Genomic DNA, 22190 nt, shown 5'->3' on the forward strand with positions numbered 1-22190 from the left:
CATCCTACCGCATTGGGCGCAATGCGCCAGCGGCTCAGGCCGCGTTTGAAGCCGTTGCGCTGCCCGTCAGCACGGCGTAGAGCGCCGTCTGGTCGTTCGAGGCGCGAAGCTTGGTGGCAAGGCCCGGTTCGCGCAGCAGCCGCGCGATGCGCGCAAGTGCCTTCAGATGGTCTGCCCCGGCGCTTTCGGGCGCCAGGAGCAGGAAGATGAGGTCGACCGGCTGGTCATCCAGGGATTCGAAATCGATCGGTTTGACGAGGCGGGCAAAGACGCCATGAATGCGCGTCAGCGACGGCAACTTGCCATGGGGAATGGCAATACCATTGCCGACGCCTGTCGATCCCAGCCTCTCGCGCTGCAGAAGCGTGTCGAAGATCTGCCGCTCGTCGAGACCGGTCAGCTTCGCCGCCTTTTCCGCCAGTTCCTGGAGGGCCTGCTTTTTGCCATTCGCTTTCAGCGCCGGGACAATCGAATCCGGGCTGATGAGATCGCTGAGGTCCATGGCTTGGTTCAAAATGCCTCGTTCAAACCTTCGGTCCAAGACCCGTCGTTTCGACGCGCTCCCCGAGCGCGTCGAATTCGTGCTCCGACTTTAAGCGGAATCACTGTCCGACGGAATCCCCTTTGCCGGCCTGCGCCGGGTCGATCCACCCAATATTTCCATCATGCCGGCGGTAAATGACGTTGACACCGCCGTGACCGGCATGACGGAAGACGATGACCGGCGCGTTGGCGAGGTCCATCGCCATGACCGCGCCCGACACGGAAAGCGTCTTGAGCGTCTTTGTTTCTTCGGCGATCACCATCGGGCTGTAGTCAGCCGGGATCTCCTCGTCCTCGTCCGGGGTGGCGGCGAGAACGACATAATTCGCCGCCTCCGCGTCGACGCCGTTCCTGGCGTCGTGGTGGTGGTCCTTGAGCCGGCGCTTGTAGCGCCGCAGGCGCTTGTCGATGCGCTCCGCCGCCTGCTCGAAGGTCGGATAAATCTCGTGGCCACGCCCCTCGGCCTGCAGATCAGCGCCGCTGTCGAGATGCAGCGCGCAATCGACGCGGTAGCCGCTACCGTCGCGTTCGAGCACGACACGGCCCGAGAAGCCTCCGTCGAAATATTTGGCGATAGCAGCGCCCATACGCGTTTCGACATGCGTGCGATAGGCGTCGCTGATCTCGATATTCTTGCCGGAGATGCGGAGAGACATGGATTTCGTACCCCTTGGTCCTCGTTGCGAACCGAGGCTGCTCTGCGCGTGCGCAGATTGCGGCCCCGCCGGGCACTAACGACTACCGGCATCCAAAGCCTGCCAGCGTTTTGGGCCGATGATCGACCCTGTCTCGCAGGCCTCCGATACCTTCGGCGCCGCGCCCTTCTAGTGATGGCTGGTCAGGAAGTCAAGAAAACGCCCCAGCCGAGACCATCATGTCCTGAAGCTGGGCATCCGTCGAGGGCAAGGCAAGGGTAAAGCGATCAACGCGAGGTGACCGCCGCCGAGAGCTTTTCGCGCCGGCGCTGGACGGAAGAGGGGATCTTGAGGGCTTCGCGATATTTCGCGACCGTGCGACGTGCAATGTCGATGCCGGAATCGCGCAGGAGCTTCACCAGCGTATCGTCGGAGAGGACGTCGTCGACGCTCTCCGCATCGATGAGCGAGCGAATGCGGTGGCGGACCGCCTCGGCCGAATGGGCCTCGCCGCCTTCCGACGAGGCGATCGCCGATGTGAAGAAATACTTGAGTTCGAAGATGCCGCGCGCGGTCGCCATGTACTTGTTCGAGGTGACGCGCGAGACCGTCGATTCATGCATGCCGATGGCTTCGGCGACCGTCTTCAGGTTGAGCGGCCGGAGGTGCTGGACGCCATGGGCGAGGAAGGCGTCCTGCTGGCGAACGATCTCGGTCGAGACCTTCAGGATGGTCTTGGCGCGCTGGTCGAGGCTCTTCACCAGCCAGTTGGCGGTTTGCAGGCATTCGGCGAGATAGGCGCGGTCGACATCCTTCTTCGATGTGCGCGCCACCGTCGCATAATAGGACTGGTTGACGAGAACACGCGGCAGCGTCTCGGTATTGAGCTCGATCAGCCAGCTGCCGTCGGGGGCGGCCCGCACGATCACGTCCGGCACGATCGCCTGGATCGGGACCGTGTCGAAGGCAGCGCCGGGCTTGGGGTTCAGCGCCCTCAGTTCGGCGATCATCTCCGCCAGGTCTTCATCGTCGACGCCGCAGATCCGCTTCAGCGCGTTGAAATCGCGCCGGGCCGCAAGGTCGAGATGGGCGATCAGCGCCGCCATGGGCGGGTCGAACCGGTTGCGCTCGCGCAGCTGGATCGCGAGGCATTCCGTCAGGTTGCGCGCGCAGACGCCTGTCGGCTCGAAGCTCTGCAACAGAGCGAGCGTTTCCTCGACGAGCTCGACGGGCGCGCCGAGGCGATCCGCGATCGCTTCCACATCGCCGCGCATGTAGCCGGCCTCGTCGACCTCGTCGATCAGCGCATAGCCGATCAGGCGCCGGGTCGGGTCGCCGATTGCAAGGCCGAGCTGGTCGGCCAGGAGATCGGTCAGCGACCGCTGCTCGGCGACGAAGGCCTCGAGATTATAGTCGTCCGAGCTGACGGACTGACGCGTCGATGGCGTCGACCACGGATCGGTCGCTGGCATCGGCGTGGATTCGCCCGAAGCGCGGCCGTGATCGTCCGGGAAGACGTTGGCGAGATCGGTATCGAGCCGGTCAGCGATCGCATCCGGCGATATTTCGAGCCGCGTCTCCAGCCAGTCCGGACGACCATCCTCCGCATCCGCGGCGCTGGCACGATCCTCGGCGAGCTCTGCGGCGCGATCGGGCTCGGAGACACTCTCGGCCCGTTCCTCGCGCTCGTCGCGCTCCAGAAGCGGGTTCCGCTCCAGCTCGGCGTCGACATAGGTGACCAGATCGAGATTTGACAGTTGAAGCAGCTTGATGGCTTGCATCAGCTGCGGCGTCATCACAAGAGACTGGGTCTGCCGAAACTCGAGTTTGGGCGAAAGTGACATGGGTACGCGGCGGGCCCTTGGGAGTGGTCCAAGTCTTGCTTGTGCCCTCTTTGGTAACGTATCCTACGCTGCATTCAAAGCGTAAATTGCTCGCCGAGATAAAGACGGCGAACGTCCGGGCTTGCGACGATATCGGCCGGACGGCCTTCCATCAGCACTTCGCCGGAATGGATGATATAGGCGCGGTCGATCAGGCCGAGCGTCTCGCGGACATTGTGATCCGTGATCAGCACGCCGATGCCGCGCGCCGTCAGATGGCGCACCAGAGCCTGAATATCGCCGACCGCGATCGGGTCGATGCCGGCGAAGGGTTCGTCGAGCAGCATGAAGGAGGGGCGGCTCGCCAGCGCGCGCGCGATCTCGCAGCGTCGCCTCTCACCACCTGAAAGTGCGATCGCCGGCGACTTCCTCAGATGGGAAATGTGGAACTCGGCCAGGAGCGAATCGAGCTCTTCCTCGCGCCGGCGGCGATTGGGCTCGACGATCTCGAGCACGGCGCGGATGTTCTGCTCGACCGTCAGGCCGCGGAAGATCGAGGTTTCCTGCGGCAGGTAGCCGATGCCGAGCCGGGCGCGGCGATACATCGGCAGATGCGTGACGTCGTGTCCGTCGAGATCGATCCGGCCATAATCGGCCTTGATCAGCCCCGTGATCATATAGAAGATCGTGGTCTTGCCGGCGCCGTTCGGGCCGAGCAGGCCGACCGCCTCGCCGCGCGAGACCGCGAGACTGGCGGAATTCACCACGCGCCGGCGGCGATAGCTCTTGCCGAGCCCGTGCGCGACCAGCCAGCCAGGACCGCCCGCATCGACCTCGTAACGCGTGGCCTGCTCGGCATCCAAGCCGACCCCGTCATGGTCCTGGTAGTAGCCAGACACGATCAGCGACACTCCGGGTGTGGGTTGGGCCTCAGGGCGCGATCGTTTCGGCGCGAGGCGTCTTTGTGCCGGCTCAAGGCGTCTTGGCCGGAGCCGCGCCGCCGGGGGCTGCAGCGCCCGGTGTCGAGCCGGGCGTGAAGATGCCGCGAATGCGGGCGCCCGGCTTCTGGTCGACGCGCGCGCGGCCCGTCGTCATATCCCAGACCAGCCTGTCACCGGTGATGACGTTCGGCCCCTGGCTCAGCACGACATTGCCCGACAGCGTAACCAGCTTGCCGACCATATCGACGACAGCGGTCTCGCCGGTTGCCGTCTGATCACCGGAATTGACATAGACCTTGCCGCTGGCCTCGATGCGGGTGAAGTCGCCCGCGCCCGGCAGGCCACTCGACGGGGCTGCCGCAGCGGCGGGCGCCGCGGCCGGCTTCGCGTCACCATTGCCGCCGGACCCTGCCGAATAGATCGCGATCTTGCCGGCCTTGAGCACGGAATCGCCCCGCGTCACGGTGACGTTCCCGGTGAAGGTCGAAACGCGCTGGCCATTCTTCTCGACGACGTCGAGTGAATCGGCCTCGACATTGACCGGGCCCTTGGACCCGCTCTGGAATCCCTTGAACATGCTGTCGCCGGGCGTCGGCGTCTGGGCGCGCACCTCGGCGGAAAAGGCCAGCATGGGAACGAAGGCGAGGGCGAGAAAGAGGCGTGCAGTCGAAGAGGTCATTCGGTCACCGGGCTGGCAGCGCGTTTCTTGGATGGGTCCGATTCGTCGGGCAGAGCGTATGTTACCTTCACACCGTTTCGAAACGATATACGCTTGCCACGGTCCTGCACTTCGACATTGTTAGCCTTGATCGTGCTGCCCTGCGAGGAGATTTCCAGCGGCTTGTCGGACCGCATCGTCCCCGACTTCATGTCGATATCGGCCGAGGCGAGCGAGCCGTCTATGCCGGTGGTGGTCGAGAGCGTGATCTGGTCGTCGAGAACCATGCGCTCGCTATCGGCATAATAGGTGCCGCTCGCCGCCTTCACCTTGGCGGTCTGGTCGTCCCCCAGCCCGATCGTCGCGCCGATATTCTGCAGCGTGACGATCTTGGTGTTCTTGAGCGATTGCTCGGCCCGGTCCGCCCGCAATTCGTACGCGCGCCCGCCGCTCATGAAGCCCGAGACGTGGGGGTCCTGCATGACGATCGCATTGCCGCTGATGTCGATCGAACCGAAGGCGACATTGGCCGGTAATTGCGGGAGCACGTAGACATAGCCAATGAAGCCGACCGCCCCCAGCACGGCGAAAAGGGGCAGGGCGATCTTCAGGATCCGAACGCGCAAGCTGTGGCGACGGGCGGCGCGGTACCGCTCGTCCATGTCGGGGCGAGACTCGGCGAGCCAATCGACCTGGCTGTCTTCGTGGCTCGATGTCCGCACCGAATTCATACGCTCTCCAACTGCTGTAGCGCCATAGAAGCCAACAATATGGATATTCGACGACGAACCTGTCTGCGACATATGTCACAGCACGGTCACGAATGCGCGAAAATGTCCTCTTCGGCCCATCCGGCGAGATCGAGCGCAGCGCGGGTCGGCAGGAAGCGGAAACACTCGGCCGCCAGTCCAACTCGCCGTTCGCGCGCAAGACGTTCGTCCAGGCGAGCTTTGAGTGCATGAAGATGTAGAACATCTGACGCAGCATAAGCAAGCTGTGCGTCGCTGAGTGTTTCGGCTGCCCAGTCCGAACTCTGTTGTTGCTTGGAAAGATCGACGTCGAGCAGTTCCTTGACGAGATCCTTGAGGCCGTGGCGATCGGTATAGGTGCGTGTCAGTCGGGAGGCGATCTTGGTGCAATAGATCGGGGCGACCTCGATGCCGAACGTCTTGCCGAGGACGGCAACATCGAATCGTGCGAAATGGAAAATCTTGACGACCTCAGGATCGCTCAGCAGGCGGACGAGGTTCGGCGCCTCGGTCTGGCCGGGCGCGATCTGCACGACATCGGCGGTTCCGTCGCCGGGCGACAACTGCACGACGCAGAGCCGGTCGCGATGCGGGTTGAGGCCCAGCGTCTCGGTGTCGATCGCGACCGAGGCGCCATAGCGGGAGAGATCGGGCAAATCGCCGCGATGCAGGCGTATCGTCATGGCGCGCTCCTCGTGAGGTTATGATCCTGGACTATCGAGCAGGTGTCCTAGCGAAGCGCGGGAAAATCTGCAATGACGCGACGTAGTCAGGCAGACCGTGACGCTCAGGGAAGGAAACGGCCATGGTGAAACTCGCAGGCGAGCCGGCAGTGCCGCCGGTCAGATGGGGCATCCTCAGCACGGCGCGTATCGCGCGCCAGCGCGTCGCCCCGGCCATGCTGAAGAGCGAGTCGACCGTGATCGCTGCGGTAGCCTCGCGCTCGCTCGACAATGCCCGCAATTTCGCCGGCGCCTTCGACATCCCCAAGGCCTACGGCTCCTATCAGGAGTTGTTCGACGATCCCGAGATCGACGTCATCTATAATGCGCTGCCGAACAACCTGCATCTCGAGACGACGTTGGCGGCGCTGGCGCGCGGCAAGCATGTGCTCTGCGAGAAGCCGCTCGGCATGAGCCGCGCGGAGGCGGAAACGTTGAAGGCGGCGGCCGGGCCGCTGCTGGTCGCCGAAGCCTTCATGATCCGCCATCATCCGCAATGGCACGAGGTCCGGCGGCTGCTCAGGGCCGGCCGCATCGGCCCGGTCCACACCGTCCAGACCTTCTTCTCGTTCCTGAACATCGATCCGAACAATATCCGCAACAAGCCGGAGACCGGCGGCGGCGCGATCCTCGACATTGGCTGCTATGCCATCGCCTCGGCACGCTTCATCTTTGAGGCAGAGCCTGTGCGCGTGATGGCGCTGATCGATCGCGACCCCGTCATGGGGACGGACCGTTCCGTCAGCATTCTCGCCGATTTCGGTGAGGGGCGTCAGTTCTCGGCAAGCCTTTCGACGCAGGCCTTCCGCCATCAGCGCGTCGGCATCATCGGCACGGAAGGCCGCATCGAGATGCCGACCCCCTTCTCGGCGCCGACCGACGAGACGACGACGATCGGGATCGACATCCACGGACCCGGCCAGCCGCTCGATACACTGACCATTCCCGCGGTCGACCAATATGCGCTGCAGGTCGAGGCGTTCTCGCGCGCGGTGCGCGGCACGGGCCCATGGCAATACGGGATCGACGATGCGCTCGCCAATATGGCGGTGCTCGACGCGCTTTTCCGCTCGGAGAAATCCGGGACCTGGGAGCGGCCCTGAGGCCGCCGGACGGGCGCTTGAACCTGCCCGCCTCGACGACCATATTCTGCAGGCGGGATCGTTTCCGCCGGATGCCTCCAAGAGGGTCCGAAGACAAGGTCGCTGGTGGAAGGACTTTGTAATGTCGCGTGTTTCAGCATTTTCGAGCCCGTTGCTTCTGGGGTTCGACGAGATCGAGCGTGCGCTCGACCGCGTCGCCAAGGCATCGGGCGACGGTTACCCGCCCTACAATATAGAGCGGGTGGCAAAGACGGATGCGCGCGATGAATGCCTGCGGATCACGCTGGCGGTCGCGGGGTTTCCCCGTGAAGCGCTGGAGGTGACCGTCGAGGAGAACCAACTCGTCATTCGTGGCCGTCAGACCGACGATCGCGAGCGGGTCTATCTCCATCGGGGCATTGCGGCACGGCAGTTTCAAAAGACCTTCGTGCTGGCCGATGGCATCGAGATCATTTCCGCCGAACTGAAGGATGGGTTGCTCGCCATCGACCTCGCACGGCCGACGCCCGAGCGGATCGTCCGCAGGATCGAGATCGGCGTTCGCGATTGAGGTCGTCGATCTCTGCTCGCTCAATCGAGGAGTTAAATCATGTCTGATGCACGTATCGTTGTTTCACCCGAGAGCCTCGCCGGCCTCGGCCACGGTCAACTCGCCTTCGTCAAGGCGGTCAAGTCCGAGGATATCAAGGCTCTGTTTCCCGATGCGCCGCCCTTGGCGCCGGGCCAGAATTTCTGGGCGCTGCTCGATGCGAGCGGCACGCCGCTCATGGTGTCCGATAGCCGCGAGGCTGTCGTGATGAACGCGCATGAGCACGATCTGGAAGCCGTCAGCCTCCATTGAAGTCCGCGTCGGGCGCGCTCAGCGCGCCCAGATCGTGAGCGTAACGCCGGCGGCGGGATCGAGATCGATCGGCGCGCCGGCGTGAAGGCCATGCCCGGCGAGCAGCCTCTCCACCGACCCAGCCGCCCAGGCCCGTGTGAAGGCCGGCGTTCCGTTCGGGATCGTGACGCCCTTCTTGCGGGCGAGGTGGAAGGCGTCGAAGCCAAGGCTCAAGAAGAGATCGTTGACCCGGCGTCCGCCCGGCACGGCGATCAGGCCGCCTTGCGGCGCCGCCAGGCGCAGCGCTTCGCCGAGTGAAGCCCGCCCCGGATTCCACCACCAGCCATCATCGCGCTTCTCTATGCCGTTCGCCCGCGAGGAAACGATCATGCGCGGGCGTCCGCGCGTGTTCTCGTTGACCTCGTGGCCGATCCGGCCGACGACGACCAGCGCGGCACGGTCGAGTTCGGCCTGGAAGCGCGCCCAGTCCGCCTCGTTGCGCAGGCTTTCCGGCGTCAGGCCGTCTTCGCCGGCGATGCAGTCATTGTCCGAAATAATGGCGTGGCCATGGATCTGGTAACGAGACATGCGCGCATCCGCTCAATGAGCCGCCCGGCACGATAGCCGGGCGGGTAGTATTCGGCGCGGCGCCACGGGAGAGATCGCGCCTAAGTGCGGAGCACGGCCCCCGTCGCCTTCGAAACCTGGGCCACGATTTTCGCGGCCACGGCTTCGATCTCCCCATCCGTCAACGTCTTCTGCGTCGGGCGCAGCGTGACCTCGATTGCGACCGACTTCTTGTCCGCCCCGAGCGCGGCGCCCTCGAACAGATCGAACACCGATACGGTCGAGATCAGCACCTTGTCGGCCGACTGGGCCGCCTTGATGATCTTGGCGACCTCGACCGAGCGGTCGACGACGAAGGCGAAGTCGCGCGTCACGGGCTGGAACGGCAGCAGGTCGAGTGGCGGCTTGGTGCGGGTCGGGCGTGCACGCGGCGCCGGAATCGCCTCGAGAATCAGTTCGAAGCCGACGAGCGGCCCCTCCACGTCGAGCGCTTCGAGCGTCGCGGGATGGAACTCGCCGAACCATCCGATCACATTCTGCGGTCCAAGCTGGATCGTCCCGGAACGGCCGGGATGGAACCAGGCCGGACCACCCGCAATGATCTGGAACTTCTCGACCGGAGCGCCGAGCGCGTCGAGCAGCGCCAGTGCGTCGGCCTTGGCATCGAACACGGAGACCGGCGGCGCCTTGCTCTGCCAATGGCGGCCGGAACCATTGACGTTCGCCGTATTGCGGCGAACGCCGGTGGCGGCGGTAAACTGCTCATTCGGCTTCGTGCCGCGGAAGATCTGGCCAACCTCGAACAAGGCGAGATCCGAAATGCCGCGATCGGCATTGCGCTGGGCCGCCAGCACCAAGCCCGGCAGCAGGCTGGGCCGCATGTCGGTCATATCAGTCGAGATCGGATTGGCGAGCGCCAGCGCCGGTGCGCCGCCGCCAAAGGCCTCCGCCACCGCCTTCGCCACGAAGGACCAAGTGACCGCCTCGACGAGGCCTCGCGTCGCAAGCGCGCGCTTGGCGCGTCGCGTGCGCAACTGGCCGAGCGAAATCGCGGGCTTGCCGGCATGTTCCGATTTGGGCAGCGGCGTCGATGGCACGCGGTCGACGCCGAGAATGCGCATGACCTCCTCGACCAGATCGGCCTTGCCGTCAATATCGGGACGCCAGGATGGCACGCCGACGGTCAGCGAAGGCGCGTGGCCCGAAACCGTGAAACCGAGCGCGGTGAGCACGCGGCGGATTTCGTCCTCGGACGGGTCGATGCCGACGAGGCGCTTCACCTCCGAGATCGGGAAAGCGATCGAGAGCCGCGGCTCGGGGATATCGCCCGCGACGAGAATGTCGCTCGGCGTACCGCCGCAAAGCTCCAGCACCAGCCGCGTCGCGAGATCGAGCCCAGGCACCATGAAGGCCGGGTCGACGCCGCGCTCGAAGCGATAGCGCGCATCCGTGTTGATGCCGAGCTTGCGCCCCGTCTGGGCGATGTTGAGCGGCTCCCAGAGTGCCGATTCGATCAGCACGTCGACCGTGGCTTCCGAGCAGCCCGAAGCCTCGCCGCCCATGATCCCGGCGAGCGATTCGACGCCATTGTCGTCGGCGATGACGCACATGCTCGAATCGAGCGTATAGGTCTTGCCGTCGAGCGCCATTAGCGTCTCGCCGTCCCGGGCGCGGCGGACGGTCAGGCCGCCCTGCATCTTGGCGGCGTCGAACACATGCAATGGCCGGCCGCGATCGAAGGTCAGGTAGTTGGTGATGTCGACCAGCGCATTGATCGGGCGCAGCCCGATCGCGCGCAGCTTCGCCTGCAGCCATTCGGGCGACGGGCCATTCTTCACGCCGCGCACGAGGCGGAGGCCGAAGGCGGGGCAGAGCGACGGCGTATCGCCGAATTCGAGCGTCACGCCGGTCGATACCGGGCCTTGTCCCGGCACGGGCGCGACCGCGCCGTCCTTCAGCGTGCCGAGGCCCGCTGCCGCCAGATCGCGCGCGACGCCGTAGACGCCGAGACAGTCGGAGCGGTTGGGCGTGATGGCGATGTCGATCACCGGGTCGGCGAGCCCGGCCCAATCGGCATAGCGAACGCCGACCGGCGCATCGGCCGGCAGCTCGATGATGCCGTCATGATCGTTCGAAAGCTCGAGCTCGGCGGCCGAACAGAGCATGCCATGGCTCTCGACGCCGCGGATCGTGCCGACCGAGAGCGTGATGTCCTTGCCGGGAATATAGGTGCCGGGCGGGGAGAAGACGCTCTTCATGCCGGCGCGTGCATTCGGCGCGCCACAGACGACCTGCACCGGATCGCCGGAGCCTGTGTCGACCATGCAGACCCGAAGCCGATCGGCATTCGGATGCTGAACCGCGGACACGACATAGGCGATGGTGAAGGCGCCGAGCGTCTTCGCCTTGTCCTCGACGCCTTCGACTTCCAGGCCGACCCGCGTCAGCCCGTCCGTGATCGCGTCGAGCGAGGCGGACGTGTCGAGATGCTCTTTGAGCCAGGAGAGAGTGAATTTCATGTTTCTGCCCTCAGCTGCTCAGGCCGCCGACCAGCGTCGGCAGATCGAGGGGACGGAAGCCGTAATGGGCGAGCCAGCGATGATCGGCGTCGAAGAAGGCGCGCAGGTCCGGCATGCCGTATTTCAGCATGGCGATGCGGTCGATGCCCATGCCGAAGGCGAAGCCCTGATATTCGTCCGGGTCGAGGCCGGCGAAACGGATCACGTTCGGATGGACCATGCCGCAGCCAAGGATCTCCAGCCAGTCGTCGCCCTCGCCGAAGCGCACCTCGTTGCCGACGCGCTTGCAGCGAATGTCGACTTCCATGGACGGCTCGGTGAAGGGGAAGAAGGACGGACGCATGCGCATCTCGACCTTTTCGACCTCGAAGAAGGCGCGGCAGAATTCCTCCAGCAGCCATTTCAGATGGCCGACATGGCTGGTCTTGTCGATCACCAGCCCCTCGACCTGATGGAACATCGGCGTGTGGGTCTGGTCGCTGTCCATGCGATAGGTGCGGCCGGGCGCGATGATGCGGATCGGCGGCGTCTGCGACTGCATGGTGCGCATCTGCACGGGCGAGGTGTGCGTGCGCAGCAGCAGGCGTTCGCCCTGCTCATCCGGATTGAAGAAGAACGTGTCGTGCATTTCCCGCGCCGGATGGCCGACGGGGAAGTTCAGCGCCGTGAAATTGTAGTGGTCGGTTTCGATATCGGGCCCTTCGGCGACCGAGAAGCCCAGATCGGCGAAGATCGCCGTCAGTTCGTCGATGACCTGGCTGACCGGATGGACACGGCCGCCCTCCAGCGGGCTCTGGCGCACCGGCAGCGTGACGTCGACGGCCTCGGCGGCGAGGCGTTCGGCGAGGCCGGCTTCCTTCAGGATGATCTTGCGGGCGGCGAGGGCTTCGGTGATGCGGTCGCGCAGGCCGTTCAGGGCGGGACCAGCGGTCTTGCGCTCGTCGGGCGTCATCGCGCCGAGGCCCTTCAGACGCTCCGAGACGGAACCCTTCTTGCCGAGCGCAGCGACGCGCACGACTTCGAGCGTCGCTTCGTCGGAAGCGCCGTCGATGGCCGTGCGAATCTCGGCTTCGAGACTTTCAAGGTCGGACATTTCATTCCTCATGGGCGCGTGGCGCGCCGGATCAATCAGTGTTCGATCCGATGAGAAATGCTCGCCGGATCACGCCGAACGCCGCGCCGCGGGATCGCGACGACGGCTCGATTGCGTTTTTCCGGCCCCGGAAAGTCCGGTTGGACGCCGCCTTGCGGCGGCATCCGGCTTAGGCGGCCTTGAGGGCGCCTTCGGCCTGAGCGACCAGCGCCTTGAAGGCCTCCGGCTGGCTGATTGCCAGCTCGGCCATCACCTTGCGGTCGACCTCGATACCAGCCTTTGCGAGGCCGTCGATAAATCGGCTGTAGGTCAGGCCCTCGGACACCTCGCGGACGGCAGCGTTGATGCGCTGGATCCACAGGCCGCGGAAGCTGCGCTTCTTGGCCTTGCGGTCACGGAAGGCGTACTGGGCGGCCTTGTCGACCGCTGCCTTCGCTGTCCGGATGGTATTCTTGCGACGACCGTAGAAGCCCTTGGCGCGCTTCAGGGTCTTCTTGTGCTTGGCGTGTGCGGTTACGCCCCGCTTCACTCGCGACATGGTTCAGATCTCCAGGTAAGGGGGCGGTTAGCCGTTCAGGAACTGCTTGACGATCTTCGCGTCCGCATCCGACAGCGTGGTGGTGCCACGCGCATTGCGGATGAACTTGGCGGTACGCTTGATCATCCCGTGCCGCTTGCCAGCCTGGGCGGTCTTGACCTTGCCGGTCGCAGTGAGCTTGAAGCGCTTCTTCGCTCCGCTCTTCGTCTTCAACTTGGGCATTTTGCTCATCCTTAATCATGCGCCGAAAACGGAATGCGCCGCACCGCCTGTCTCTCGACATTCGGTCTTGCGGCGTCGCTTCGGCATGGAAGCATTCGTGAGCCGACGCGGCATGCCCTGAAAGATTGCTGACATCAGCATCCCTCGCGCCGGGCGGCTCGGAAACGGCGGCGTTATAGCGGGCGCGTGCGGTCTGCACAAGCTCCCACAGGTCGGATTCGAGCGCCCTTTGCGGCGCCGCCTCATCAAATCCAACAAAGCCGCCCCGAATCCGATCCGGAACGGCGATTCTCTGGCATCGAAACGGCAAGGCTGTTCCCCGCCGGCGATCGACGCCTCAGCGCGGTGCAAGCACCATGATCATCTGGCGGCCTTCGAGCTTCGGCTCCGCCTCGACCTTGGAGATTTCCGCCGTCTCGTCGCGCACGCGCTCCAGAAGCTTCATGCCGAGATGCTGGTGCGCCATTTCGCGACCGCGGAAGCGCAGCGTCAGCTTGACCTTGTCGCCTTCTTCAAAGAAGCGCTTGATGGCCTTCATCTTGACCTCGTAATCGTGGTCATCGATGGCGGGGCGCATCTTGATCTCTTTGACTTCGACGATCTTCTGCTTCTTGCGGGCCTCGTTGGCCTTCTTCTGCGTCTGATATTTGAAGCGGCCGAAATCGAGAATCTTGCAGACCGGCGGCTCGGAGTTCGGCGAGATCTCGACGAGGTCGAGGCCGGCTTCCTGGGCCATGGCCAATGCTTCATCGAGCGGCGTCAGACCGACATTCTGGCCGTCCTGGTCGATGAGCTGAATTTCTCGGATACCGCGTATTTCGCGGTTGATGCGCGGCCCGTCCTTGCTGGGCGGCGGCGCTTTGAAGGGACGGCGAATGGGGACATGCTCCTATGATATTGACGGATCTGGCCGGATTGGAAAAACACACAAGACCCGCAGATAAAAGCCCGTCATGCTGCAACGAAGCCTAGCGCGGATCGATCGGGTCCAATATGCCCGGACAGGAGGCAGAAATTCCGCGAATATGCCGCGAAAGTCAACCAAAAGCAGGCGGTACATGGTGGTTTCCTCCGGCCGGATCAAGGTTTTTCGCTTCGGGACGCATGATTGATGCAATTGGAACACAATAGCTTTGTTGTCGGCGCCGATGCTGCGGCGCGAGAGATCGCCGTGCTGCAGCGCGGCGGGAATGGCCCCGGCATATTTTTCCTCGGCGGCTTCATGTCGGACATGCGCGGCTCCAAGGCCGAGGCGCTCGATCATTGGGGCGCCGAACACGGCCGCGCCGTGACGCGCTTCGACTATTCGGGGCATGGCGCATCGGGTGGCGCTTTTGCGGACGGCACGATCTCGCGCTGGCTCGAGGAGGCGGAGGCGGTCTTCACACGCTTCACGACGGGTCCGCAGATCCTCGTCGGCTCGTCCATGGGCGGCTGGATCGCCGTTCTGCTCGCGATCAGGCTCGGCAAGCGCGACCCCGCCCGCGTCGCGGGGCTGGTGCTCCTCGCTCCGGCGATCGATATGACCGAATCGTTGATGCTGGCGCGGATGCCGGAGGCGGCAAGGCTGGAGATGGAGACGACCGGCGCCTGGCGGCAGCCGAGCGCCTATTCGGACACGCCCTATCTGATCACAAAGGCATTGATCGATGATGGCCGCCAGCATTTACTGGGCGAAACACCGATCGCGATTGGCGCGCCGGTCCACATCATCCAGGGCGTCCTCGACGAGGATGTGCCGTGGGGCCATGCTGTAGACCTTGTTTCGCGCCTCGCGCAGGACGATGTCGTACTGACGCTGATCAAGGATGCCGGCCATCGGCTTTCGCGGCCGGAGGATCTTTCCAGGATCGTCGCGGCCGTCGAGGCGATCGCATAGCGGATCGAACAACCGGTCTGGACCCGGATCCAGTCGGCGAAGCACAGGAGCAACCATGGCAACGCGAGGATTCATCGGTAAGCGCCCCGCCGACGAGATCGGCAACCGCCTGCCGCCCGGACAATATCTGACCGAGGATTTCCCGGTTCTGTCGGCCGGGCCGACGCCGCATGTGCCGCTGGAGAAATGGTCGTTCACGATCAAGGACGGTGTCCGCCCCGTGGCGACCTGGAATTGGGATGAGTTCGCCAAGCTGCCGCACGTGAAGCTGACGCGCGACATTCACTGCGTGACGAAATGGTCGAAGTTCAACACCGCCTGGTCCGGCGTGATGATTGACGACATCCTCGCCGAAGCCGGCATCGCGGCGCCGAGCGCGTTCACGCTCGCCCATGGCTCGGACGGCTACACGACCAATGTGCCGACCGCCGACCTGATCGACGGCAAGGCGATGGTTGCGACCGCCTATGAGGGCAAGCCGATTACGGCCGACCATGGTGGTCCGGCGCGACTTCTCGTGCCGCATCTCTATTTCTGGAAATCGGCCAAATGGGTCACCGGCCTTCAGTTCACCCAGCGCGACGAGGCCGGTTTCTGGGAACTGCGCGGCTATCACATGTATGGCGATCCGTGGCGGGAGCAGCGCTTCACCGGTGACTGATTCCGTGACCGTTCCGATCCAGCCGCAGCGCCTTCTCTGGCAGGAGGCCGTTGTCGAGGCCATCACGGTCGAGACGCCGAGCGTCAAGACCTTTCGCCTCCGTCCGCCGCAATGGCCCGGCTTTCGCGCCGGCCAGCATGTCGATGTGCGCCTGACCGCGCCCGACGGCTATCAGGCCGAGCGGTCCTATTCGATCGCTTCCGCGCCGGAAGAGGCCGGCACGCTCGACCTCACGATCGAGGAACTGGAGAATGGCGAGGTCTCGCCGTTCTTTCACGAGGTCGTGGAAGTGGGCGACACGATCGAACTGCGCGGACCGATTGGCGGCCACTTCATCTGGGAAAAGAGCCTCGGTGGCCCGATCCTGCTGATCGCCGGCGGCTCGGGCCTCGTGCCGCTGATGTCGATCCTGCGTCATCGCGCGGCCGTAGCGCCGGATGTCCCGGCCGTGCTGGTCTACTCGGCCCGTCGCTACGACGACATGATCTGGCGTGAGGAATTGTTCCGCCGCGCCGGGACAGAGCCGCAGTTCAAGCTGATCGCCACCTTGACCCGCGAGGCGGCGGCGCACGAAGGAATTCGTCACGGCCGCATTGACGCCGCGCTGATGGAGGCGGCACTTGCCGCCCTTCCTGCCGGCGAGGGGCCGAAGCTCACCTATATTTGCGGCTCCACGCCCTTCGTCGAGACAGCGGCCACGCTGGCGCTCGGCGCGGGGCTTCCATTCGCAAGCGTGCGTACCGAGCGCTATGGCGGCATGGGGCGATAGACGTCTCGCCCTGTTTCAGCCACGCCAGCTCTGGCTCTCCCAGAGCGCGCGGAGCGCGTCGCGATAGGTCGGATAGCGTAGCGTCACGCCGAGATCGTCGATCAGGCGATTGTTCGAGACGCGCTTGTTCTCGCCATAGAAGGATCGCGCCATCGGCGTCAGCGTCGCGGTCTCGAATGGAATGTCGGGAAGTGGCGGATAGCCGGCGAGCGCGGCCGCATAGGCAACGACATCCTGCGGCGGCGCCGGCTCGTCATCCGTCACGTTGAAAATGCCGCTCGCCCGCCGCTCGGCAGCGGCCTCGATCACCATGGCGATATCCTCGACATGGATCCGGTTGAAGACCTGGTCCGGCTTGACGAGCCGGCGCGCCGTACCCCCGGCCAGATGAACAAACGTATTGCGCCCCGGCCCATAGATGCCGGCAAGGCGCAAGATGGCAAGCGGCATGCGCCGCGCGCTGGCGAGGTCCTGCCAGTCGGCTTCGGCGGCGACGCGTTCGAGAGAGCGGCGCGAGACCGGGCGCGGCACCGTCGTCTCGTCGACCCACGCCCCGCCATGGTCGCCATAAACGCCGACGGTCGAGAGATAGCCGATCCAGCCGAGATTGGCGGCGGCGACCAGGTCGTCGTGATAAAGCCGAAGCGCGGGATCGCCCGCCTCGCCCGGCGCGATCGATTGGACGAGGTGCGTTGCGCGGTGAAGAGACTGCGTGACGGCGTCGTTGCGCACCACGCCATCGAAGAGAAGCGCATCGATACCTTCGGCGCGCAGGCTCTCGGCCTTCTCGGCGGAGCGAACCGTGCCGCTGATCGATGCATATCGGCCGCGCGCGCGGCGGACGAAAGCCGTCGCCGAGAAGCCGAGGCCGAAGATGAAGAGATGCTGATCCGCCATGGAGGCTCCGGGCGCTGCGTGTGCCCGGATTTAGGATCGAACTGGCCGCCGCTTCAAGACGTCGAGCCGCGATCCGTCGCCTTTCCGGCGATCAGTCGTCCGCGCGGCCCGAAACGCCGGCCTCCCAGCCGAGAATGGCGCGCTTGCGCGTCAGTCCCCAATGGTAGCCGGTGAGCGCGCCGGACTTTCCAAGGATGCGATGGCACGGCACCACGAAGGAGATCGGGTTTCGCCCGACTGCGGCGCCGACGGCCCGCGCCGCCTTGGGATGATCGATCTTTTCCGCGATCTGGGAATAGGTCGCGACACGGCCGAGCGGCACGCCGAGCAGGGTCTGCCACACGCGCACCTGGAAATCGGAGCCGATCAGCACCAGACGGAGCGGCGTCTCCGGCCGCCAGCGCTCGGGCTCGAAGATGCGCGCGGCGTAGCAGGCCGTGGCCGCCTGGTCTTCGATATAGTCGGCGCAGGGGAAGCGCCCCTGCATGTCGAGGAGGGCGGCCCGCTCGTCGCCAAGATCGGCGAAGGCGAGGCCTGCGAGGCCGCGATCCGTGATCATGATCAGCGCATGGCCGAAGGGCGAATTGTGGAAGCCCCAGCGGATGACGACACCTTCTCCGCGCGCCTTGTAGGCGCCGGGGCTCATCGCCTCATGGGTGACGAAGAGATCATGCAGCCGGCCCGGGCCGGAGAGGCCCACCTCATAGCTCGTATCGAGGATAGAGGCGTCGTCGGCGAGGAGCGCGCGGGCACGGTCCAGCGTATGGGCCTGGATGAAGGCCTTCGGCGAGAGGCCGCACCAGCGCGTGAAGAGCTTCTGCAACGCCAGCGGGTTCATGCCGACATGGGCGGCGAGGCGATCGAGCGAAGGCTGCTCCCTCCACCGTTCGGTCATGAACTCGATCGCGCGGCGCACGATCTCATAATCGGATTCAGGACCAGCCGGTGGGGCCGGATCGGCGCTGGCAAGCGCGGTTGCGATGTTGAGCATGGCGGTCGTGTCCTTCAACGATGCGCCCAATCTAGTGACGCCGTCGATGGCGCGACACCCGATTCCTGCATGGTTCAGGCCCGGCGCGTCGCCGCCAGCGCATCGGAGAAGTCGTTCGCGAAGCTTTCGCGGTCATCGGGATTGAGAAAGCCGCCGATCGAAAGGCTCTTGCCGTGCGACGTCAGCGCCATCCGCGTGATGCCCCAGTCGGGAACGCGGTCGACCTCGAGCCGCGCCCAATAGGGATTGAAGCGGAATTCCTGCGTCCGCCCATTGGCGGCGATGCGGCGCACCAGCAGTTCATGTGCGGTCATCTCGACGATCTCGCATGCCCGCGCCGCGCGATAGTTGAGGCGGAAAGCGATCTGGATCGCCAATATGTCGAGCCCGAAGAAACCGGCGATGGGCCAGGCGCCCATCGACCAGAACAGCAACCCACTCGCAAAGCATGTGCCGCCGATGAACATCAGCAGCAGCGCGAAGCCGCGCGGGCTCAGCGATCGATAGGGCTTCAGGGTGGCGGCGAACAGAACGGTCCGCGCTTCATCGTCATTGCGGTCGGTCATGGCGGATCATTATAGAAGGGCCATGTCGAAATCCCAGCCCTCGTCGCGTCCGCCGCTCGTCCGCAAGGCGAAAAGCCCGAAGCCCTTCAGCAAGGCCGAGGTGACGGAGTTCTTCGCCCGCTTCGCGGCACGCGAGCCGGAGCCGAAGGGCGAGCTCGAATATCTCAATCCCTTCACGCTTCTGGTTGCCGTGGTGCTCTCGGCCCAGGCGACCGATGCGGGCGTCAACAAGGCGACGCGCGCGCTCTTCAAGCTCGCCGACACGCCCGAGAAGATGGTGGCGCTCGGCGAGGAGGCCGTGCGTGAACACATCAAGACGATCGGCCTCTTCCGCACCAAGGCGAAGAACGTCATCGCGCTCTCCCGGCAATTGATCGCCCTGCACGGCGGCGTCGTGCCGCGCGATCGCGACGCGCTCGAGGCGCTGCCCGGCGTTGGCCGCAAGACGGCGAATGTCGTGCTGAACATCGCCTTTGGCGAGCCGACCATGGCCGTCGACACCCATATTTTCCGGGTCGGCAACCGCACGGGCCTCGCACCCGGCAAGAATGTGCTCGAGGTCGAGATGGCGCTCGAACGCATCGTGCCTGACCAGTTCCGCCTGCATGCCCATCACTGGCTGATCCTGCATGGCCGCTATGTCTGCAAGGCGCGCAAGCCCGAATGCCCCGCCTGCATCGTCGCGGACCTCTGCCGCTATCCCGACAAGACCATCGCCTGAACGATCAGAACCCGCGCGCCATCGCGGCGGCGAAGATCGGGATCAGCAGGAAAATCGTCGCCTCGATATGGAGATAGCGCCGCGCGCCGGCAATTTCGGCCGGGGCCGGCATAAAACCAGGCTCGCTTTCGGCCCGCCGCCTCCAGGCGAGGATTCTGCGCGTCGGTGGGATCGAGAGCAGGCCGATCGCCGCGAAACACGCGATCTTGGCCCAGAAAGAGTGACTGGCGAAATAGAACTCCCAGCCCTTCAGCCCGAAGAAGACGCGCGAAAAGCCGACGATCAGGATCAGGCCGGCGACGATGCCATAGATCATGTCGAGCCTGGCGAGCCGCTTCAGTCGCGCCAGATCGAGGTCCTGCTTGAGCCAGACCAGTTCGACGGCGAGGATCGCGAACAGGATGAAGACGAGGAGATGGTGGACGATCGCGAGCAGTAGGTCGGTGATCATGCTGGCTTTCCCGGTGGCGGGGACGGAGCCGCAAGGTGCCAGAAGCGGTCCTCGCTGTGAATGGCAGCCGCGGTCTCAGACCTGCGACATGCGGACCGGGACCGAGCCGGTCAGGCGCTTGTGCAGATGCGTCATGAAGGCGGTGGCGAAAAGCGGCGTCAGCAGGTTGACGACGGGGATCGCCAGGAAGAGCGCAATGACGAAGCCGCCGAGGAGCACGGTGACGGCATTTTCGCGCCGCAGCGCCCGCGCCTCCTCGACGGAGCGGAAGCGCGCCGCCGCAGCCTCGAAGAATTCGCGGCCGAGCAGATAGCCGTTGCCGATGAAGAAGGCGACCAGATTGACGCCCGGCACCAGCAGCAGGACGAGGCAGACGAGATTGACCGCGATCACCGTCAGCGTGAAGCCGAGCGTGCCGATCAGGCTCGCCGAAAAGGAAAGGCCCCGGCCCGGCGGGTCAAAGGGATAGTGCGTCGTCTCGACCAGGCTCGCTATGTCGTCGGAGAAGAGTCCGGCCATCAGCGCGGAGACCGGCGCGATGAGGAAGCAAAGGCCGACGACGAGCCCGAAGCCGGTCACGATGGCAACAGAGGTCTCGATCCAGGGCTGGCTCGGCCAGGTCGCAAAGTGAAGCACGAGCGCCTGCAGCCCGAACCAGGCGAGGATCAGCAGCAGGATCGTGAGGCCCAGCGACTTCCAGAGCACCGAACGGAACGGCGGGGTCAGGATCTCGTTCAGGGCCAGCCAGGCGGCGGTCAGCATGTATCTCGGCCTCGTCGCGTCGGGTTCGGATTGCTCGGTCGAGCGGTTGGGAGATGGGATCTGCCCATGGTCCCCGCAAGGATTTCAACGGTTGCACGGCGTAGGACCGGCTGTATAGTCCGCCCCCGTCAACCTTCCCGCCTGGGCGTTCGGCCCGGCCTCATCAGGATCTCTTCATGACGGAAGCCCGTTACGACGTTCTCGGGATCGGTAATGCGATCGTCGACATTCTCGCGCGGGCGGAAGACGATTTCCTCGTCGAGCAGAAGCTCACCAAGGGCTCGATGCGCCTGGTCGACATGGTCGAATCGAAGCGGCTCTATGCCGCCATGGGTCCGGCGATCGAGGCGTCGGGTGGTTCGGCCGGGAACACCGTCGCCGGCATAGCCTCTCTCGGCGGTCGCTGTGCTTATGTCGGCAAGGTCGCCGATGACGATCTCGGCGCGGTCTATCGCCACGACATGCGGGCGATCGGCGCCCGCTTCGATGTGCCGCCGCTGACCGACGGCACGCTGCCCACGGCGCGGTCGATGATCTTCATCACGCCCGATGGCGAGCGCACGATGAACACCTATCTCGGCGCCTGCCATGCGCTCGGGCCGGACGACATTGACGAGGCGCTGGTCGCCGACACCAAGATCACCTATTTCGAAGGCTTCCTCTGGGACGCGCCGAGCGCGCGCGACGCCTTCGCCAAGGCCGCGTCCATCGCGCACAAGGCGGGGCGGCAAGTGTCGCTGACACTGTCGGACGCCTTCTGCGTCGATCGTTTCCGCAGCGATTTCGGCCGCCTGCTCCGCGACGGGACGATCGATATCGTCTTTGCCAATGATGCCGAGATCAAGTCGTTCTACCAGACGTCGAGCTTCGGCGCCGCGCTCGACGCGCTGCGCTCCGAATGCCGGATCGCGGCCGTGACCGTGGGCTCGGAAGGCTCGTTCGTCGTGACGCCCGATGGCATCGAGCAGGTCCCCGCGACGCGCGTCGAGCAGGTCGTGGATACGACCGGCGCCGGCGATCTCTACGCGTCGGGCTTCCTCTACGCGGTGGCGCGGGGTCTCGATCTCCCGACGGCCGCGGCACTCGGCGCATTGGTGGCGGCCGAAGTCATCACCCATGTGGGCCCGCGCCCGGCCGTTCCGCTGCTCGATCTGGCCCGGCAATCGGGTTATCCCCTCTGATCGTCACATCGACGATTGACAAGCCGGCGGAGGCCCCTTAAGCATCCCGCCGTCGCCCAGATGGCGGAATTGGTAGACGCGCTGGTTTCAGGTACCAGTGATGAAAGTCGTGGAGGTTCGAGTCCTCTTCTGGGCACCATTTCCCAATACAGAGCCTGTCAAGAGGCTCCGGAAATCGGCAGAAATGCGATGAAATCGGACCCTGCGGGGTCCGATGTCGTTTAGGGCATTCCATTGGCAGCCGATGGATTTGGGGCGCGGTGATGGATGTCATCAACGGCGCATGCGCTGATGCCGCGCGCCGGCATAGCGATTCGAGACGCGGGGCCCAGCCGAGGATCAATGCGGGCTTGCTGTCGGCGTTCCGAGCCTTTCGGCC

General features: G+C 64.9%; 26 protein-coding genes and 1 tRNA gene. 9 read left to right on the top strand and 18 right to left on the bottom strand.

The window, feature by feature from the left end; all coding sequences use genetic code 11:
• Positions 1 to 34 precede the first annotated feature (34 nt).
• The 7 genes from ptsN to QO014_RS09775 all read right to left on the bottom strand — a co-directional run bounded on the left by ptsN (position 35) and on the right by QO014_RS09775 (position 6032).
• A complete protein-coding gene (ptsN, locus tag QO014_RS09745; protein WP_266348485.1) occupies positions 35 to 502 on the bottom strand; it encodes a PTS IIA-like nitrogen regulatory protein PtsN in 468 nt (155 codons plus the stop codon).
• Between the two features lie 100 nt (positions 503 to 602).
• Positions 603 to 1199 carry a ribosome hibernation-promoting factor, HPF/YfiA family gene (hpf, locus tag QO014_RS09750; RefSeq protein WP_266348486.1) on the bottom strand — a complete coding sequence of 199 codons (597 nt, stop codon included), beginning with the start codon at positions 1197 to 1199 and terminating at the stop codon, positions 603 to 605.
• A gap of 266 nt (positions 1200 to 1465) precedes the next feature.
• On the bottom strand, positions 1466 to 3022 hold the full coding sequence (gene rpoN / locus QO014_RS09755) for an RNA polymerase factor sigma-54 (RefSeq protein ID WP_266348487.1): 1557 nt from the start codon (positions 3020 to 3022) through the stop codon (positions 1466 to 1468).
• 74 nt (positions 3023 to 3096) lie between these two features.
• Positions 3097 to 4014 carry an LPS export ABC transporter ATP-binding protein gene (lptB, locus tag QO014_RS09760; RefSeq protein ID WP_370877122.1) on the bottom strand — a complete coding sequence of 306 codons (918 nt, stop codon included), beginning with the start codon at positions 4012 to 4014 and terminating at the stop codon, positions 3097 to 3099.
• A complete protein-coding gene (locus QO014_RS09765) occupies positions 3974 to 4621 on the bottom strand; it encodes an LptA/OstA family protein (protein ID WP_266348488.1) in 648 nt (215 codons plus the stop codon). The genes lptB and QO014_RS09765 overlap by 41 nt, the downstream gene beginning before the upstream one ends.
• Positions 4618 to 5331 (bottom strand): LPS export ABC transporter periplasmic protein LptC, encoded by a 714-nt coding sequence (lptC, locus tag QO014_RS09770; RefSeq protein ID WP_266348489.1) that lies wholly within the window; start codon positions 5329 to 5331, stop codon positions 4618 to 4620. Before lptC ends, QO014_RS09765 begins: the two co-directional genes overlap by 4 nt.
• A gap of 86 nt (positions 5332 to 5417) precedes the next feature.
• Positions 5418 to 6032 (bottom strand): ribonuclease D, encoded by a 615-nt coding sequence (locus QO014_RS09775; protein WP_266348490.1) that lies wholly within the window; start codon positions 6030 to 6032, stop codon positions 5418 to 5420.
• A 122-nt stretch (positions 6033 to 6154) separates the two neighbouring features.
• On the opposite strand from QO014_RS09775, the gene QO014_RS09780 reads away from it, so the two are divergent.
• The 3 genes from QO014_RS09780 to QO014_RS09790 all read left to right on the top strand — a co-directional run bounded on the left by QO014_RS09780 (position 6155) and on the right by QO014_RS09790 (position 8015).
• On the top strand, positions 6155 to 7174 hold the full coding sequence (locus QO014_RS09780) for a Gfo/Idh/MocA family protein (RefSeq protein WP_266348491.1): 1020 nt from the start codon (positions 6155 to 6157) through the stop codon (positions 7172 to 7174).
• Positions 7175 to 7295: 121 nt separating this feature from the next.
• Complete coding sequence (locus QO014_RS09785) at positions 7296 to 7724, top strand: Hsp20 family protein (protein ID WP_266348492.1); 429 nt, start codon at positions 7296 to 7298, stop codon at positions 7722 to 7724.
• A 39-nt stretch (positions 7725 to 7763) separates the two neighbouring features.
• Positions 7764 to 8015 (top strand): BQ00720 family protein, encoded by a 252-nt coding sequence (locus tag QO014_RS09790; RefSeq protein ID WP_266348493.1) that lies wholly within the window; start codon positions 7764 to 7766, stop codon positions 8013 to 8015.
• Between the two features lie 18 nt (positions 8016 to 8033).
• Here the strand turns inward: QO014_RS09790 and QO014_RS09795 are convergent, their stop codons facing one another.
• The 6 genes from QO014_RS09795 to infC form a co-directional block, all read right to left on the bottom strand.
• Positions 8034 to 8582 (bottom strand): dihydrofolate reductase family protein, encoded by a 549-nt coding sequence (locus QO014_RS09795; RefSeq protein WP_266348494.1) that lies wholly within the window; start codon positions 8580 to 8582, stop codon positions 8034 to 8036.
• A gap of 80 nt (positions 8583 to 8662) precedes the next feature.
• Positions 8663 to 11080 (bottom strand): phenylalanine--tRNA ligase subunit beta, encoded by a 2418-nt coding sequence (gene pheT, locus QO014_RS09800; protein ID WP_266348495.1) that lies wholly within the window; start codon positions 11078 to 11080, stop codon positions 8663 to 8665.
• Positions 11081 to 11090: 10 nt separating this feature from the next.
• Complete coding sequence (gene pheS / locus QO014_RS09805) at positions 11091 to 12173, bottom strand: phenylalanine--tRNA ligase subunit alpha (RefSeq protein WP_266348496.1); 1083 nt, start codon at positions 12171 to 12173, stop codon at positions 11091 to 11093.
• A 169-nt stretch (positions 12174 to 12342) separates the two neighbouring features.
• Positions 12343 to 12711 (bottom strand): 50S ribosomal protein L20, encoded by a 369-nt coding sequence (rplT, locus tag QO014_RS09810; RefSeq protein ID WP_266348497.1) that lies wholly within the window; start codon positions 12709 to 12711, stop codon positions 12343 to 12345.
• A gap of 27 nt (positions 12712 to 12738) precedes the next feature.
• Positions 12739 to 12933 (bottom strand): 50S ribosomal protein L35, encoded by a 195-nt coding sequence (gene rpmI, locus QO014_RS09815; protein ID WP_073053992.1) that lies wholly within the window; start codon positions 12931 to 12933, stop codon positions 12739 to 12741.
• Positions 12934 to 13270: 337 nt separating this feature from the next.
• Positions 13271 to 13810: a translation initiation factor IF-3 gene (infC, locus tag QO014_RS09820; RefSeq protein WP_266348627.1), complete on the bottom strand. Its 540-nt coding sequence runs from the start codon at positions 13808 to 13810 to the stop codon at positions 13271 to 13273.
• Positions 13811 to 14044: 234 nt separating this feature from the next.
• Here infC and QO014_RS09825 point away from each other — a divergent pair, with 234 nt between their 5' ends.
• The 3 genes from QO014_RS09825 to QO014_RS09835 are packed head-to-tail and all read left to right on the top strand — an operon-like array spanning position 14045 to position 16242.
• Positions 14045 to 14812: an alpha/beta hydrolase gene (locus QO014_RS09825; protein WP_266348498.1), complete on the top strand. Its 768-nt coding sequence runs from the start codon at positions 14045 to 14047 to the stop codon at positions 14810 to 14812.
• 55 nt (positions 14813 to 14867) lie between these two features.
• Positions 14868 to 15473, top strand: coding sequence for a sulfite oxidase-like oxidoreductase (locus tag QO014_RS09830; protein ID WP_266348499.1), 606 nt, complete (start codon positions 14868 to 14870; stop codon positions 15471 to 15473).
• Positions 15466 to 16242 (top strand): ferredoxin reductase, encoded by a 777-nt coding sequence (locus QO014_RS09835; RefSeq protein WP_266348500.1) that lies wholly within the window; start codon positions 15466 to 15468, stop codon positions 16240 to 16242. The genes QO014_RS09830 and QO014_RS09835 overlap by 8 nt, the downstream gene beginning before the upstream one ends.
• 15 nt (positions 16243 to 16257) lie before the next feature.
• Here QO014_RS09835 and QO014_RS09840 read toward each other — a convergent pair whose 3' ends face one another.
• The 3 genes from QO014_RS09840 to QO014_RS09850 form a co-directional block, all read right to left on the bottom strand.
• Complete coding sequence (locus tag QO014_RS09840; RefSeq protein ID WP_266348501.1) at positions 16258 to 17139, bottom strand: SDR family oxidoreductase; 882 nt, start codon at positions 17137 to 17139, stop codon at positions 16258 to 16260.
• Between the two features lie 91 nt (positions 17140 to 17230).
• Complete coding sequence (locus QO014_RS09845) at positions 17231 to 18130, bottom strand: bifunctional helix-turn-helix domain-containing protein/methylated-DNA--[protein]-cysteine S-methyltransferase (RefSeq protein ID WP_266348502.1); 900 nt, start codon at positions 18128 to 18130, stop codon at positions 17231 to 17233.
• Positions 18131 to 18204: 74 nt separating this feature from the next.
• Complete coding sequence (locus tag QO014_RS09850; RefSeq protein ID WP_266348503.1) at positions 18205 to 18696, bottom strand: DUF2244 domain-containing protein; 492 nt, start codon at positions 18694 to 18696, stop codon at positions 18205 to 18207.
• A 22-nt stretch (positions 18697 to 18718) separates the two neighbouring features.
• On the opposite strand from QO014_RS09850, the gene nth reads away from it, so the two are divergent.
• The gene (gene nth, locus QO014_RS09855; protein WP_266348504.1) at positions 18719 to 19417 is read left to right on the top strand and encodes an endonuclease III; all 699 of its coding nucleotides are present in this window, start codon (positions 18719 to 18721) and stop codon (positions 19415 to 19417) included.
• A gap of 4 nt (positions 19418 to 19421) precedes the next feature.
• Here the strand turns inward: nth and QO014_RS09860 are convergent, their stop codons facing one another.
• Both QO014_RS09860 and QO014_RS09865 read right to left on the bottom strand, forming a co-directional pair.
• Positions 19422 to 19868 (bottom strand): DUF2214 family protein, encoded by a 447-nt coding sequence (locus QO014_RS09860; RefSeq protein ID WP_266348505.1) that lies wholly within the window; start codon positions 19866 to 19868, stop codon positions 19422 to 19424.
• A gap of 75 nt (positions 19869 to 19943) precedes the next feature.
• Positions 19944 to 20630 carry a sulfate transporter family protein gene (locus QO014_RS09865; protein ID WP_266348506.1) on the bottom strand — a complete coding sequence of 229 codons (687 nt, stop codon included), beginning with the start codon at positions 20628 to 20630 and terminating at the stop codon, positions 19944 to 19946.
• Between the two features lie 176 nt (positions 20631 to 20806).
• On the opposite strand from QO014_RS09865, the gene QO014_RS09870 reads away from it, so the two are divergent.
• Together QO014_RS09870 and QO014_RS09875 are read left to right on the top strand one after the other, a co-directional pair.
• Positions 20807 to 21811 carry an adenosine kinase gene (locus QO014_RS09870; RefSeq protein WP_266348507.1) on the top strand — a complete coding sequence of 335 codons (1005 nt, stop codon included), beginning with the start codon at positions 20807 to 20809 and terminating at the stop codon, positions 21809 to 21811.
• Between the two features lie 54 nt (positions 21812 to 21865).
• Positions 21866 to 21950, top strand: a tRNA-Leu gene (locus tag QO014_RS09875).
• Positions 21951 to 22190 lie beyond the last annotated feature (240 nt).

The organism is Kaistia dalseonensis, assembly GCF_030814715.1.
GTDB classification, from domain to species: Bacteria; Pseudomonadota; Alphaproteobacteria; order Rhizobiales; family Kaistiaceae; genus Kaistia; species Kaistia dalseonensis.

Coding starts and splice junctions, on each gene's coding strand:
- ptsN (WP_266348485.1), bottom strand. CDS start 502: ATGGACCTCAGCGATCTCATCAGCCCGGATTCGATTGTCCCGGCGCTG.
- hpf (WP_266348486.1), bottom strand. CDS start 1,199: ATGTCTCTCCGCATCTCCGGCAAGAATATCGAGATCAGCGACGCCTAT.
- rpoN (WP_266348487.1), bottom strand. CDS start 3,022: ATGTCACTTTCGCCCAAACTCGAGTTTCGGCAGACCCAGTCTCTTGTG.
- QO014_RS09765 (WP_266348488.1), bottom strand. CDS start 4,621: ATGACCTCTTCGACTGCACGCCTCTTTCTCGCCCTCGCCTTCGTTCCC.
- lptC (WP_266348489.1), bottom strand. CDS start 5,331: ATGAATTCGGTGCGGACATCGAGCCACGAAGACAGCCAGGTCGATTGG.
- QO014_RS09775 (WP_266348490.1), bottom strand. CDS start 6,032: ATGACGATACGCCTGCATCGCGGCGATTTGCCCGATCTCTCCCGCTAT.
- QO014_RS09780 (WP_266348491.1), top strand. CDS start 6,155: ATGGTGAAACTCGCAGGCGAGCCGGCAGTGCCGCCGGTCAGATGGGGC.
- QO014_RS09785 (WP_266348492.1), top strand. CDS start 7,296: ATGTCGCGTGTTTCAGCATTTTCGAGCCCGTTGCTTCTGGGGTTCGAC.
- QO014_RS09790 (WP_266348493.1), top strand. CDS start 7,764: ATGTCTGATGCACGTATCGTTGTTTCACCCGAGAGCCTCGCCGGCCTC.
- QO014_RS09795 (WP_266348494.1), bottom strand. CDS start 8,582: ATGTCTCGTTACCAGATCCATGGCCACGCCATTATTTCGGACAATGAC.
- pheT (WP_266348495.1), bottom strand. CDS start 11,080: ATGAAATTCACTCTCTCCTGGCTCAAAGAGCATCTCGACACGTCCGCC.
- pheS (WP_266348496.1), bottom strand. CDS start 12,173: ATGTCCGACCTTGAAAGTCTCGAAGCCGAGATTCGCACGGCCATCGAC.
- rplT (WP_266348497.1), bottom strand. CDS start 12,711: ATGTCGCGAGTGAAGCGGGGCGTAACCGCACACGCCAAGCACAAGAAG.
- rpmI (WP_073053992.1), bottom strand. CDS start 12,933: ATGCCCAAGTTGAAGACGAAGAGCGGAGCGAAGAAGCGCTTCAAGCTC.
- QO014_RS09825 (WP_266348498.1), top strand. CDS start 14,045: ATGCAATTGGAACACAATAGCTTTGTTGTCGGCGCCGATGCTGCGGCG.
- QO014_RS09830 (WP_266348499.1), top strand. CDS start 14,868: ATGGCAACGCGAGGATTCATCGGTAAGCGCCCCGCCGACGAGATCGGC.
- QO014_RS09840 (WP_266348501.1), bottom strand. CDS start 17,139: ATGGCGGATCAGCATCTCTTCATCTTCGGCCTCGGCTTCTCGGCGACG.
- QO014_RS09845 (WP_266348502.1), bottom strand. CDS start 18,130: ATGCTCAACATCGCAACCGCGCTTGCCAGCGCCGATCCGGCCCCACCG.
- QO014_RS09850 (WP_266348503.1), bottom strand. CDS start 18,696: ATGACCGACCGCAATGACGATGAAGCGCGGACCGTTCTGTTCGCCGCC.
- nth (WP_266348504.1), top strand. CDS start 18,719: ATGTCGAAATCCCAGCCCTCGTCGCGTCCGCCGCTCGTCCGCAAGGCG.
- QO014_RS09860 (WP_266348505.1), bottom strand. CDS start 19,868: ATGATCACCGACCTACTGCTCGCGATCGTCCACCATCTCCTCGTCTTC.
- QO014_RS09865 (WP_266348506.1), bottom strand. CDS start 20,630: ATGCTGACCGCCGCCTGGCTGGCCCTGAACGAGATCCTGACCCCGCCG.
- QO014_RS09870 (WP_266348507.1), top strand. CDS start 20,807: ATGACGGAAGCCCGTTACGACGTTCTCGGGATCGGTAATGCGATCGTC.